Origin of the sequence: Flavobacterium sp. JP2137 (assembly GCF_050562195.1) — a bacterium.
Classification (GTDB): domain Bacteria; phylum Bacteroidota; class Bacteroidia; order Flavobacteriales; family Flavobacteriaceae; genus Flavobacterium.
This window is the reverse complement of sequence record NZ_CP191647.1, coordinates 3139080-3153128: the sequence shown is the minus strand read 5'-3', so window position 1 is coordinate 3153128 and position 14049 is coordinate 3139080. Positions and strand designations below refer to the sequence as shown.

Sequence of the window (14049 nt, the reverse complement as noted above, 5' to 3'; positions counted from 1 at the left end):
AGGCGATAAAGCCCTGTGATAGCGTCGGGTTGCGCTTTAATTAAATTATTTATAATCCCACCTGATAAAAAGTTTTTTATAGTACTTTAGGGGGCAGTAAGGAAAAAAAATATGAAAATAGGAATAGTATGTTACCCCACTTTTGGCGGTAGTGGTGTTGTAGCCACAGAATTGGGTTTGGAATTGGCAAATCGCGGTCACGAAGTGCATTTTATCACTTACAGCCAACCGGTTCGCTTGGCCTTGCTAAACAGCAATATCTTTTATCACGAAGTCAATGTTCCGGAATATCCCTTGTTTCACTACCAACCCTATGAACTGGCCCTATCGAGTAAATTAGTCGATATGGTCAAACTATACGGCATTGAAGTCTTACACGTACACTATGCTATTCCACATGCTTATGCGGGCTATATGGCCAAGCAAATGCTGAGCGAACAAGGTATTAGCCTGCCGATGATTACGACGCTACACGGCACGGATATCACCCTAGTGGGCAATCATCCCTTTTACAAAACCGCCGTGAGCTTTAGCATCAATCAGTCGGACTATGTGACTTCCGTTTCGGAAAACCTCAAAAAATCGACCTATGAGTTGTTTGATACCCAAAAGGAAATTCAAGTGATTCCCAACTTTATCGAACAAAAGCATTACGAGCAATTCGAAGACCTCGAGTGTAAGCGCTCTGCGATGGCTTTTCCCGGAGAGCGCATCATCACGCATATCAGCAATTTTAGAAAGGTCAAACGCATCCAGGATGTCATCCTGATTTTTAATGGCATTCAAAAGGAAATTCCCTCCAAATTGATGATGGTCGGCGATGGACCTGAAAAGGAAAAAGCCGAACAATTGGCCTTGGAATTGGGTATTTATGACAAAATCATCTTTTTCGGCAACAGCAACGAAGTCGACCGCATATTGTGGTACTCCGATTTGTTTTTACTGCCTTCAGAAACCGAGAGTTTTGGTTTGGCAGCCTTGGAAGCCATGGCCTGCTCCGTACCCGTAATATCTAGTAATTCCGGCGGTTTACCCGAGGTTAATGAAAACGGTTATTCCGGCTTTTTAAGCGATGTAGGCGATGTGGACGACATGATTAAAAATGCCTTGACGATTTTAAAAGACGATGTTTCCTTGGAAACTTTTAAACAGCACGCCAAAGAGGTTTCTAAAAAATTCAATATCGATGAAGTGTTGCCGCTGTACGAAAATTTGTATTTAAAAGCTTTAAAGGATTCCAAATAGCAAGCAGCAGTTCCCGCTGTTTTTCGAACTGTATGTAGGCTAAGTCTTACCGGGACTATAATGCCTAGGAGAGGGTTGGCGCATGTCATACTATAAATATATGAAAAATTTCGTGGACCCCGATATGTTTACTTGTTAAATTGTCTCATTTTGTAGTGATTAATTTTTGATTATTGTGTTTTAATTGATATTATTGCAGCAAATTTAAAATATTGATATGAAAAAGTTCGTATTGCTAGCCATTTTTTGGGGCACAGGCGTGGTATCGGCACAAAAAATGACGGTTATTCAAGGAGATTCTCGTTTTTTAAAAGAACAAAAGGAGGTTAATGTCGAGTTTGTCTACGATAACTATACCTTGCTTAAGGAACAAATATCCGAAGAAGTATATATCGAGCAAAGATCAGCGGATTTAAACCAAAAAACCGCCACCGTCGGAGATACGTGGGTTAAAAAGTGGAACTCGAGTAAAGAGTTAATTTGGGAACCCAAATTTCTCGAATTGTTAAATGTGGTTCACGCCAAAAAGAAAAAGGATATTCGCTTTATACAGAATAACCCTACTGCTAAGTACACTTTAATCGTAAAAACCGTTTGGATTTATCCGGGCTGGGATGCGGGGATTATGAAACAAGCCGCTAAGGTAAGTACCTTGTTGTATTTTGTCGCGACCGACAACCGCGATAAGGCTTTGCTGACTATACGTAGTGTTGATGCACCCGGCAATCAATTTGGAAATAATTATAGCAACGAATCTCGGATAGGCGAAGGTTATGCCAAAACCGCTAAAACTTTGGCGGGAATGTTATTGGAGAAATCCTATAAATAAGAGAAACGAATCAATCTATAAATAAGTAAGAGACTGGCTAATAGCGCAGTCTCTTTTTTTTTGCGCTATTTCATAAGGAAAATCCTCCTTGGATGCCAATTGCGAAGCACAGCGAGTCGCAAATGCGGCGACAGCTACCGCCGTATTATTTTACTTTTTTATCTAAAGAACTGTCATATTCCGTGATATTTTGAATTTTAATAGGGGTACTTCTATTCATTTCGAGAATATTATGCATAATATGATCAAAATATCCCCTTCATTTGCTTCAAATTGTACTTGTAAAATCGTTCCTTTGTGGGCTGTTTAAAATATTATATGGAAACGAAGAATACGGGAATTAAAGACAAGCTGGTTAAGGTAGTAAAAGGGATCGGTATCGTCGCGGCAACGCTATTGTTACTGATGTATATCGTGCCGTTATTCTTTGCGGATACCATTGCCAAAAGCATTAAGGATTTGGCCAATGAAAACATCAAGGCCAAGATGGAATTTGAAACCATTGACTTGTCGTTCTACAAAAAGTTCCCTGCGCTTACCGTAACCATAGAAAACCCCGAGATTAAGGGAGTAGGAGTCTTTGAAGATAAAACCCTATTACAGGCTCGGTCGATTTCTTTTGGAATTGACCTGTTTAGCTTGCTACAAGATAAGATCAAATTGAATACGGTTTTTATAGACGAGGTCGATTTTAACGTACTCGTCGATGCCGAGGGCAATGCCAATTACAACATTTGGATCAGTGATGATGAAAAGCCAAAAAAGGAAGACGATGCCACGGATTTGCGCATCGAAAAAATCAAGATTACCGAGGCAAACATCCGCTATGAGGATTTGTCCAATAAGCTGTTTATCGAGGCAAAGGGATTCAATTATTTGGGTACGGGCGATTTGAGTTCAGAGGTTTTTGAACTGAAAACCCTGGCCAAAATGGAATCGTTTGACTTGATTTTTAACGAGGTGGCCTATGTCAAACAAAAACCGGTTAGCGCGAAGTTAATTACCAAAGTCGATACCAAATCGTTGAATTTTGTCTTTGAAGAAAACGACCTGCGCGTCAAGGAATTGCCGATTTCCTTTAAGGGTAAATTCGGATTCTTGGACAAGGGCTACGACTTGTCTTTCGATGTGGTATCCAAAGACGGCAAGCTCGAGCATTTGCTGTCTCTACTGCCGATGGAATACCAATCGTGGTTGGAGCAAACCGCCATTCAGGGCGTTTCGGATCTGACCTTTCAATTGAAGGGGCAATATATTGCAGAAGAAAACATCAAACCCAGCGTGGAATTGGGCTTAAAAGTTAAAGAGGGATCGATTGCATACAACAAGATTGCCGATCCGCTCAAGGACTTTAATTTGGATTTCTATTTAACGCTTCCGGATTTAGACCTCGAGCGCTTAAAGATAGCGATCAACACGGTGGAATTTACACTAAAAGGCCAATCGACCAAGGGCTCTTTTCACAGCTTGGGCTTGGAGTCGCCCATAGTATCGGGAGCCTTAAAAAGCAGTTTGGATTTAAAGGTATTTCAACAAACCCTGGGAATAAGTCAATTGGATTTATCGGGTCATTTGGATTTGGATTTTTCTACAGAAGGACAATTTGCACGTGCCGTAGTCGTTTCCGGATTGCGAAACGATCAAATAGACACCGTGGTGTCGAGCATACCCAAGTTTAAACTGAGCGGACAGCTAAAAGAGGGCTATTTAAAAATGGCCGATTTACCGGCAGCGGTGGAAAAAATTAATTTTAAGCTCTATGCCGAAGCAAGGGACAGCCTCTATCAAAATACCACTGTAGATATTCAAGGTTTGAATGCCCAGGCCTTGACCAATTATGTCAAAGGGCATTTTAAATTGAAAAACCTAAGAAATTACGACTTGGATGCCAATGTACAGCTCGCGCTAAATTTGGCCGAACTAACGCAATTTGTGCCCCTGTCTCAGGCGGAAATGCGGGGCGATGTAAGGATTGATTTGGTGGCAAAGGGCACCTACGAACCGCGTAAAAAGCGCTTTCCAGTGATGAATGCTGTGGTCAAAGTAGACCGCGGTTATATCAAACTTCACGCCATGCCCGAACTGCCGATTGAAGATATCGATATCGAGACCAATATCAGCAGCAAACGCGGATCATACAGCGATTTGCTGATTAAAGTACTGCCGATTCAATTTAAAATCGCGGGAGAATCCTTTAAAATCGATGCGGATCTCTACAATTTAAACAATTTGAGGTACCGCGTCAAATCCAAGGGGAGTCTCAACATAGGCAATATATACAAATTGTTTAAAATCGACGGACTAAACGTGGGGGGAAGCATACAAACCGATTTGTCTTTGAGAGGACTTCAGAGCGATGCCGTGGCGGGTAATTACAGCAAGCTTAAAAACAGCGGTCTATTGACGGTGAACAGCCTCTTTTTAAAGTCCGAGCTATTTCCAAAACCCCTAGATATCAAACGGGGGGTATTTAAGTTCTTCCAAGAGAAAATGCTGTTTGAAGATTTTAGAGCGGTCTATGGATCGTCTAAGTTTTCTATGAACGGACATCTGTCCAATGTCATCCAATTTATAACCAGCGATCAAGGGCAATTACACGGTCAATTTGATCTGAAGAGCAAGTCTTTTAACGTGGACGAATTTATGGTTTTTGCGCCCAGCACAGCAGCGCCTTCCAAAGGTAAAACCGCCGCTACTGCTGGTGTAGTGATGATTCCATCTCACTTTGACATGAGGTTTAACGCCGATGTCAAACAGATTAAATACAGCGATTTGCTGTTGAAGAATTTTGTGGGCAGCGTATTGGCTCAAAGCGGAAAAGTAGTAGTAGACCAAGCCAATTTTGATTTGGTGGGTACACAAGTAGCGATGAAGGCCAGTTATAAACCCACTTCATATACAAGAGCCCATTTTGATTATGAAATTGACGCGGCTAATTTTGATATTCAACGCGCTTATAAAGAAATCAAATTATTTAGAGAAATGGCTACCATGGCAAAAGATGCCTACGGTAAGGTTTCCTTAAAATACAAGTTAAACGGCACCTTAAACGGCGAGATGTTTCCCATTATGAACACGCTGGAAGGCGAGGGGCAAATGACCTTGGAAGACATACAGTTTAAGGGGTTTAAACTGTTGAACTCCATTGCGAGTAAAACCGATATGAATTCCCTGGAAGACGGTAGTGTTTCAAAGGTAGAAATCAATACGAGCATAAAAAACAACGTGATGACCATCGAGAGAACCCGTATGAAAATGGCAGGATTCCGTCCGCGGTTTGAAGGGCAAATCACTTTAGATGGCCAGATGAATATCGGATTTCGATTGGGATTACCGCCTTTGGGAATTATTGGTATTCCGATGAGAATCATGGGAACCGCCGATAAATTCAACATCAAACTCGGCCGTTACAAGGAAGAGGACCTGGAGGATAAACCCGATGAAGAAGATGTAGAAGAGGCCAGACAGTTGGAATTGGCTAAGCAAACGGCTTCAGAGGTTGAAGTTTCTGGAAATACAGAAGAGAAGTAAAGTTGTTGATTAACAAGAAATTATAAGCATCAAACGTCGGTTTGATGCTTTTTTTTTGTTATAAGTGTAATGGTTTATAAAAAAGCAGTCTTTATCTAATACGGAGGCCCGTCTAAAATAGCATTATAAACGGGGATTATATGCTTATAGCATATCTAAAGTGGTATCAGGACGGGGCGCATAGGATAATTAGTTTTTTAAAAATAACCAAACATCTTGTTTATGAAAGGAAATAGATTGGCGATTTTAATAATTGTTATTATTGGTATTAAGGTCTCTGCAATGGCGCAGGTTTTGGAGTTCGATAAGACTCAATTTACAATCGAAGCCAAGGTTTTTAATAGTGCACAGCGACCTATAGAATTTGTCCAAGCATATTTAAGGCAAAATGATAGTATAGTCACAGCCTCAGCGATTACTGATGAAACTGGTTTTTTTTCATTGACTGCTGACGGTGGAACCTACGACTTGATTTTGGTAAATTTTGGCACTGTCTTGTTTCAGCGTACTATAGAATTGAAACACAACGAGGATTTAGGTCATTTAGAAATCGACGAAATCACTTCTTTAGAGGGTATTCAAATTGAAGCACGGAAAAAACTAATTGAACAAAAAGTAGACCGATTGGTCTTTAATGTGGAGCATTCAAGTTTTGGTATTGGAGGTGATGCCCTCGATATTTTAAAAGTTACACCGCGTGTACAGGTTAAAAATGAGGAACTGGCGATGATTGGTAAAAGTGGTGTACGAGTCATGGTTGATCATCGCATGCTAACTTTAACCGGCGATCATTTAATTAATTTCTTGAAGACCATACCATCGGACAATATTAAAAGTATCGAGGTGATGACCTTGCCTCCTGCAAAATATGAAGCAGCGGGTAATAGCGGTATAATACATATTAAACTAAAAAGCATTGCAAATGACAGTTGGAACAGTTCTATTGGAACATCTTATATACAACAAACCTATCCCGGTGTAACCTCCTTAGTCACCTTTAATTTTAACAAAAAGAGATTCTCTACTCAAAATTCTGTTTTTCTTGGAGAAACGGCAAAGTTAATTACGGATACGGGAAAGATTTATTATAAAGATGAAACCTGGCACAATGTGGAACCGAGAAAAGTGGAGCAAGCATTTTTGAGCTTTAAAACGGGTTTCGATTACAAACTCTCAAAGAATTGGACAACTGGAATACAATATTTGGGCTCCTATTATGATTTAGATATCAATGAAAACAGCGAAACTAAGAGGTTCAATAATGTGACCAATGCGGTCAACTCAACGATCAACAGCGCAGCGAATAGTCAGAACCCCGTTAATTTGAATGCGGTTAATGGGCATTCCACTTATGCAGTAGATACCCTCGGTACGAACATCAGCTTGAATTTTGATTATTTCTCCTATAAGAGTGATAATCAACGTGATTATAAGGGAAGTGAAAGGAATGAAAATGGGGAATTTTTATCCGGAACCGATTTCGCGGGCATTAATGTCAATAAAAAAGACATTGCCAATTACAACCTTAAAATTGATGTGGAATTGCCGATTCCGTGGATGCCTCTAAATTTCGGTGTTCGCGGATTTGAGACCAAAACGACGAATAAAATCTCTTTTATGGATAAGCGCACGGGAATTCCGCTTATAGACCTAACACAATCGAATGTTTTTGAATTTACGGAGAAAAACCAAGCGATTTATATTTCCGGCAATAAAGAGGTTGAGGAGAAGTGGGAATTTCAGTGGGGGATGCGGATGGAAGCCACACAAACCAAAGGGCTATCTTATCAAAACGATGAAATACATAAAAATCAATACGTCAAATTTTTTCCTACAGCCTATATTTCTTATACCGCAAATGAAAATCAAGAATGGTCACTGAGCTACAGCAAAAGGATTAATAGACCCAATTACGAACAACTAAATCCTTTTGTTATTGAAATCAACCCATTTAATCGTGTTGCTGGAAATCCATTTCTGCAACCTTCCTTAAGCGATAATATTGAATTCTCAAACACTTTTAAAAGCAAATGGGAGAGTTCATTATCTGCTAGTAAAACAACCAATAATTTTCAACAAGTAACGCTTATTGATGCGGAACGCAACACTACAAATGTTATTCCGCTAAATTATGTAGACGAATATACCATTGGATTTTCTGAGTCCTATACTTTTAATCGGTGGAACTGGTGTACGAGTCACAGCAGTATTGACGTCAATTACAATAAGTCAAATCGTTTATTGCTGATTTGCCGCCGTTAATTGAAGGGTGGAATGCCTATTTTTCGACAAATAATAGTTTTGTACTCCATTCAAACAAAACGGTTCTTTTAGATGTGAATTTCTGGTTGGACTTTGCCGGTAATGACCAGATCGAAAAGAAAACTGCCAGCTCGAATTTAGATATTGCTTTAAAAATACTCTTGTTTGAGAACAAGTTGACTTTAAGCCTTATCGGCCATGATGTTCTGGACGGACAGCGGACTACTTTGACTACGTTTTCCAATGCGATAAAACACAGTTATCGGAATTATTACGACACTCAAAGTTTTAGATTATCTCTGAATTACAAGTTTGGAAATGCTAAGTTAAAACTCGCGAAAAATAGGTTTGGCAATGAGGACGAACGTCAAAGAACCAATTAGATTGCCAAAATCAAACGATAAATCGCCTTTTTAGCCTATTTCTTATAAACGCTAAGTCCTTCTTTTATGGTTTCCAAAACCGTGATGTCGCGGAGGTTTTCCGGTTGTATCGTTAATGGATTTTGACTGAGGATCACCATATCGGCCAATTTACCCACTTTTAAAGAGCCCTTGCGGTCTTCTTCCTGTAATTGGTAGGCGGCTCGAATCGTTATCGCTTTTAGGGCTTCTAAAGGGCTGATGCGTTCGTCGGGACCCAATATACGACCGGAGCGCGTTTTTCGATTGACGGCTGCGTAAACCGCCGTTATGAGGTCGGGAGGCGTTACCGGCGCATCGTGGTGAATCGTAAAGGGAATTCCCGCTTTTAAAGCCGACTGAGCCGGACTGATAAAAGCGGCGCGCTCCGGTCCAAATACGCTGGAATAATGCCAATCGCCCCACAGATAGGTATGTGTGGAAAAATAGGAGGGAATCAATCCCAAATCTTTGATTTTTTGAATGTGATCTGGGCGGCTGTTCTGAACGTGTATCAAGGTCACTCGGAGTTCGGGTTTGTAGAGCTGTTCGTTTTTTAAGCGCTCAATCACTCGTAGCGCCTGATCGATGGCAGCGTCGCCATTGACGTGTAATTGGGCCGTAATACGATGTTGAAACAAGGTTTTTAAATCGGCGTATAAAACGCTATCGGTAAATATGGGAAAACCCTTATAAGAGGCTTTTTGCCCTTCTGGAGGAACCAAATAGGGCTGTGTTAACCAAGCGGTTTTGCCCTGGGGCGACCCGTCGTTTGAAAACTTAAAGCCCGCCAGTTTTAAGCGATTGTGATATTTCATATAATCGGGTATATACGCGCTTAAATCGGCTTTTACACTTTCGTAATCGGGAAAATAGACTATATCGGCCTTAAACAACCGCTTCGCAGCGGCCTCTTTTAACAAACCGATGCTCTCGCCCATGGTTCTGCCATCGCATATTGTGGTCTGACCGTAGCTCAACCATTCTTCTTGTGCCTTTAACAAGTTTTTTAAAGCAGCGTCTTGCAAGCTGTCGGTACCGATCACAAAGGTGTCCTCGCCCTCTTGAATATTGGGATGCCCTTGGGGATCCGCCTTTTGAGTGACGGCCAACAGCGCCATAAAACTCGCGTTTTCCTCGAGTTTTCCCGTCAATTTCCCCGTTTTGGGATCTCGGCCTAAATGCCCGCCAACGGGATCCTTGGATTGGTCGTTGAGTCCCAAGAGTTGCAGCAAGGCACTGTTGCCCACACTGGCATGGCCCGATGCGTGTATGATGATGATGGGAATAGTAGTGCTTACAGCATCCAATTCCGCTTTGGTCGGATGCCGGTGTTCCACCATGATGGCATCGTCATAACCGTTGCCGATTAACGGCTGTCCTGCTGCCAAGGGCTGCTTTTCGAGTTGCTGCTTTAGCGTCTGTTGCAAATCCGGTATGGAATTGACGCTACCATAGGGCGAGGGCGATAAATCGACTACGTCCATCATGCCTGCTCTGGACGTAAAATGACCGTGAACATCTATAAAACCAGGCATCAGCGTTTTGCCTTTTAAATCGATTTGTGCCGTTTTTTCGTCTAGGTAGGGCGCGGCGTCCTGTCTTGATCCGGCGTATAAAATACTACCCTTCTTGAGGAGTACCACTTCGACTTCCGGATTTTCTTCTTCCATAGTCAGTATAGTACCGCCGTAATACATCGCGTCTGCTTTGTCTTCTTTGGCCGTGTTGTTTTTGCAAGCGGATAGGCTAACGATCAGGCAGAGGTATAATAGTGTTCGAAGTTTCATAGTCCTTTATTTTGGAAGTGAATAAGTGTACTCTCGTAAAGATATTGGTTATTTTAACACTGTGCTTGGGAATAAAGATAAAATTTTAGGCTAATAGGTTTTTTTTGTGGCTCAATTTAAGCGCGAAGGTATAAAATTGAAAAAAAGACTGCTACTTTGAAGAGGACAACGGGTAAATTTGTTTTTTTTTAAATAAAAGACTTAATGAATTGTTAAAAAAATTACCTTCGCAGCGTTTAAACATCGAAAGTATGACCACAGTCACTCCCCGTCGCAGCAGTTGGATGAAAAAGTTTATCGAGTCGCTCTTAGCGGCTATATGCCTAACCAATTTCGCTTTGGGATTTGTTACCCTATTGCCTCAGAAGGTTATGCAGTATTTTCCCGTACTGATGATTTCCAGTTTGATTGCCTCGGTGTTTTTTGCGGTGTTTTTCGCGATATACTGGCATAGGGCGGCAAGCACACAAACCTTTGACTCGCCTAAAACGCATGCTTACCTCCAGGGAATTTTGAGGTACTGCTTGGCCTTTTTCTTGTCGATTTACGGATTCGCCAAATTGTTTAACGCCCAATTTGTATCGGCCTACCACTTGGACGATTCTTTGGTAAGCAGCCTAACCGGGTCGGAGTTGACCTGGAATTATTTTGCGTATTCCTACGAGCTCAGCTTTATTATAGGGCTTTGTCAGCTTATTGGCGGTGCGCTGCTGCTCTTTCGTCGAACGACCTTAGCAGGAATAGCCTTGCTGTTGCCCATACTGTTAAACGTGGTGTTGATCAATAAGTTTTATCACATATCCGCAGGTGCTTTTATCAATTCCGTGGTCTATACCGCGGTATTAATTTACCTGCTCACCTTGTATAGCAAGGAATTACTAGCCCTTTTTTGGAATTACCGCGCTGCCTTGCCCAAGGTGGGGAAGCGCGCTGTTCGAAACGCAGCCCGACTGCTGAGCATTGGACTGGCTTTTGGATTTGTGTGGTTTGTCGTACACAAAGACAAACCGGTCAAGTACCTGGGTAAATGGAAGGTGGAGACTTTGGAGCGCAACGGAAAATCGGTGCCAGAAAATCAATGGCTTCAGGATTCCACCGCTTGGAAAACCGTCTATTTCGAAAAACGAAACCAGCTTTATTTATGTCCGAATCCCTATGTGTTCGAAGCGGAACGCAGCCTGTACCTCCAATACCAATACGATGCGGAGCAGGGCGACTTACAGCTGATTTCCTATGAGCGCAATCCCAATGCGCCCGACACCATTGCGATAAAGGTTTCTCGATTTACCGAGCAGGAGATGCAGTGGAATTGGATGCTATACGGCGATACCATACAGCTGCAATTGAAAAGGCTCAAGTAATACGGCAAACGGCCAGTAAGGGGGCGTGGCTAAGTTCCAACGCGTCGGTTAAACGATGTTTTGTATGAATTCCTCGAGTTTTTCCGCCTTGTCTAGTCGCAATTTGCGTTTGAGCCGGTACTTGTTCATACGGATGGTTTTTAATTCGACATGGAGTAGATCCGCCATCTCTTTAGAGGGCATTTGCATAAAGATATACACGCAGTATTTCAGGTCTAAAGCCGTTAGCTTCTGCTGTGCTTGCTCTTGAAGGCGGCTGTAAAACTCCGGATGTGTTTGCTGTATTATCCGCTCGAATTCCTCGAATTTTTTGTCGAGTAAATTCTCGTTTTTAAGTATTTTATTGAGCTGTTGGGTGTCGATCGGGATATCGCTTTGCAAATCTTGCTTTAAATGGAGTAAAATTTCGTTTTTGTGAGAAACCTGTATGTTTTTGGCCAGTACTTCTTTTTGCAGGCGTTGGGTTTCTTCTGTCTGCAGTTGCGCGTGTAACTCGGCATTGATTTTGGCGATTTCTAAATTTTTGGCTTCCTCTTCCTTTATCTTAGCGTACAACAGCACTTCTTCTTTTTTCTGTTTGGTAAATTGGACCACAAAGACGATTAGGAATATGAGAACGATTAAAACGGCGCCTAAACCGATGAGCATCAGGTATTGATTTTCCTGGAATTCGATCTCCTTTTTAGCGAGTTCAAACTTGGCATTTTGCTGTTGTCCCGTTTTGGTATACTTGTCGTCATAGAACTGTTGATAGTAGGTATTGGCTGCTTTAAAGTAGTGCGCAGCCTCTTGGAAGTTGCCGTTTTCTTCGTATATAAGTGCCAATTGCCGATGGAGTTCGTATTTGTTGCGGAATTGCTTGGGGTATAGTGAAACCACGGGGATCAATTCTAAAAACAGCGCTTCGGCCGCCTTTAAATCGCTGCGAATCATCGCAGACTTGATGCGAATCATATAGTGATTGATGACGTAGTCTTCATTGCTTTCCATCGGCAATTCCAGTATTTGTTTCGTATAGCGGTCTACCGCCTGCAAATAGTTGGGGTCGGGTTGGTGTTCGTATTTGAATTGGTATACGTAGAGCAGGTTGGTAACGATGTTGATATAGGCACTGTTGCGCACATACCCCGGATGTTGGTTGTAAACCGCTGCCGCCTTTTCCAATGCCATCAAGGCCAAATCCAAGAGTTCGGGCTTGCGCGTCTTTTCGAACTCGGCCAAATAGCGCACCCCGCGTACGGAATAGGCATAGCAAAGCGTGTGATAATCATGGCTTTTTAAGGCATTTGCAACCGCTAACTGTGAGTATTTTTCCGCACTGTCCACATCGGAGAGGTAGTAATTGCTCAAGATGCTGTAATTTAAAGCCAGCAGCTTGTAATCGGTTTTGGCTACGAGGCTCAAAGACGTATATACATCTTCCAGTCCCTCCTGATCGCCCAAGAGCAACTTTATCACGCCCATATTGTTATATCCAAAAGCCAAAGCATCTTTTTCTTTGCTGTTCTTAATGGCATTCTGGATATAAGTAAGGTATTCGTAAGACTTGGGCACATCGCCATACAAGGCGTAAATCATACCCATTTGCGAATACGCATAGATTTCATACTGTCGATCGCGCTGTTTTTGTGCCAGGTCAATTGACTGCTGTCCCATGGCAATCGCTTTGCTCGCATCGTTTTTGTAATAGAGTGCCAATTGCGACAACGGAATAATACGCTCGCGGTCCGTTAGGGTCTCGTCTTGAAGCAACACCTCTAGAGAATCGATAATTCTGTCCTGTCCCCACGAAAAAAAAGGCAGCAGTAGCAGTAGTATAAGCCGAAATTGCAGCATATAGCGATTAGTAGCCATCATTATATATTAAATAATAATAATTTTAAAGTTATTATTATGCAATTTAGCAAAAATAATAAAGATATTGTCTATAATATAAGACAATATCTTTATTTGTAAGGGACTAATTAAGATAAAGAGGAAAACTTAGATTTTATTACCGCTGAATGTCATGGTAACGCCGCCCTGTCTGCCTGCAATAATCAATTTTTTGGTTTTGTGATTGTAAGCAACACTGGGTGTCTCTCCAGCTGCTGTCAATACCGTTGGGTCAATGCCCTCGAGCATAGCCATACCTTCCACATATACCGTTGCCGTGGTTTTAGTACCAGTAACCGTATTGTTTACTATGAGTAGCGCTTGGTCTCCGTTGACTATGGTAACGATGGCTGTCGCTTCATCTTTACCTGTGAATCCGCGGTAGTTTCCCTCCATGTATTCGACTGGGGTTGTTTTATAGCCGCCAATAGATCCGCCGTTGTCGTCACTGCTGCTGCAAGCGTTAAAGGCAAATACTACAGTTAGTAAAAAGCTGAAAGCCATCATTTTTTTTGAAAACACTTTTTTCATAGCACTATTTATTTAAAAGTTATTAATGTTGGCAAAGATATGGGCTATGCTCGGATTAAACCCGTTTGCAGTGTCTACAAAACGTCTACATGATTTTTAATGTATTGGTAAATAGCGGTTTGTGTTTTTTTGTAAATCAAGGCAGGGGGCTGTTGAGGACTTTTGCTTAACGGCAATCGATCGGATTCGGGAAGAGGAGACAACGGACAGCGACTAAACCTTGA

9 protein-coding genes are annotated in these 14049 nt (G+C 41.8%); 6 read left to right on the top strand and 3 right to left on the bottom strand.

What is annotated here, in order from left to right; all coding sequences use genetic code 11:
* Positions 1–111: 111 nt before the first annotated feature.
* The 5 genes from bshA to ACQZ43_RS13940 all read left to right on the top strand — a co-directional run bounded on the left by bshA (position 112) and on the right by ACQZ43_RS13940 (position 8250).
* Entirely contained in the window at positions 112–1245 is a 1134-nt protein-coding gene (bshA, locus tag ACQZ43_RS13960; protein WP_430613300.1) for an N-acetyl-alpha-D-glucosaminyl L-malate synthase BshA, read from the top strand.
* Positions 1246–1462: 217 nt separating this feature from the next.
* Entirely contained in the window at positions 1463–2074 is a 612-nt protein-coding gene (locus ACQZ43_RS13955; RefSeq protein ID WP_430613299.1) for a hypothetical protein, read from the top strand.
* A 318-nt stretch (positions 2075–2392) separates the two neighbouring features.
* A complete protein-coding gene (locus ACQZ43_RS13950; protein ID WP_430613298.1) occupies positions 2393–5605 on the top strand; it encodes an AsmA-like C-terminal region-containing protein in 3213 nt (1070 codons plus the stop codon).
* Between the two features lie 222 nt (positions 5606–5827).
* Entirely contained in the window at positions 5828–7867 is a 2040-nt protein-coding gene (locus ACQZ43_RS13945; protein ID WP_430613297.1) for an outer membrane beta-barrel family protein, read from the top strand.
* Entirely contained in the window at positions 7855–8250 is a 396-nt protein-coding gene (locus ACQZ43_RS13940) for an outer membrane beta-barrel protein (protein ID WP_430613296.1), read from the top strand. Before ACQZ43_RS13945 ends, ACQZ43_RS13940 begins: the two co-directional genes overlap by 13 nt.
* 35 nt (positions 8251–8285) lie before the next feature.
* Here the strand turns inward: ACQZ43_RS13940 and ACQZ43_RS13935 are convergent, their stop codons facing one another.
* Positions 8286–10058 (bottom strand): amidohydrolase, encoded by a 1773-nt coding sequence (locus ACQZ43_RS13935; protein ID WP_430613295.1) that lies wholly within the window; start codon positions 10056–10058, stop codon positions 8286–8288.
* A gap of 251 nt (positions 10059–10309) precedes the next feature.
* Here ACQZ43_RS13935 and ACQZ43_RS13930 point away from each other — a divergent pair, with 251 nt between their 5' ends.
* A complete protein-coding gene (locus ACQZ43_RS13930) occupies positions 10310–11419 on the top strand; it encodes a hypothetical protein (protein WP_430613294.1) in 1110 nt (369 codons plus the stop codon).
* Positions 11420–11467: 48 nt separating this feature from the next.
* Here the strand turns inward: ACQZ43_RS13930 and ACQZ43_RS13925 are convergent, their stop codons facing one another.
* A complete protein-coding gene (locus ACQZ43_RS13925) occupies positions 11468–13276 on the bottom strand; it encodes a hypothetical protein (RefSeq protein WP_430613293.1) in 1809 nt (602 codons plus the stop codon).
* 126 nt (positions 13277–13402) lie between these two features.
* Positions 13403–13825, bottom strand: a complete 423-nt coding sequence (locus ACQZ43_RS13920; RefSeq protein ID WP_430613292.1) for a hypothetical protein — start codon at positions 13823–13825, stop codon at positions 13403–13405.
* Positions 13826–14049 lie beyond the last annotated feature (224 nt).

Coding starts and splice junctions, on each gene's coding strand:
- bshA (WP_430613300.1), top strand. CDS start 112: ATGAAAATAGGAATAGTATGTTACCCCACTTTTGGCGGTAGTGGTGTT.
- ACQZ43_RS13955 (WP_430613299.1), top strand. CDS start 1,463: ATGAAAAAGTTCGTATTGCTAGCCATTTTTTGGGGCACAGGCGTGGTA.
- ACQZ43_RS13950 (WP_430613298.1), top strand. CDS start 2,393: ATGGAAACGAAGAATACGGGAATTAAAGACAAGCTGGTTAAGGTAGTA.
- ACQZ43_RS13945 (WP_430613297.1), top strand. CDS start 5,828: ATGAAAGGAAATAGATTGGCGATTTTAATAATTGTTATTATTGGTATT.
- ACQZ43_RS13935 (WP_430613295.1), bottom strand. CDS start 10,058: ATGAAACTTCGAACACTATTATACCTCTGCCTGATCGTTAGCCTATCC.
- ACQZ43_RS13930 (WP_430613294.1), top strand. CDS start 10,310: ATGACCACAGTCACTCCCCGTCGCAGCAGTTGGATGAAAAAGTTTATC.
- ACQZ43_RS13925 (WP_430613293.1), bottom strand. CDS start 13,276: ATGATGGCTACTAATCGCTATATGCTGCAATTTCGGCTTATACTACTG.
- ACQZ43_RS13920 (WP_430613292.1), bottom strand. CDS start 13,825: ATGAAAAAAGTGTTTTCAAAAAAAATGATGGCTTTCAGCTTTTTACTA.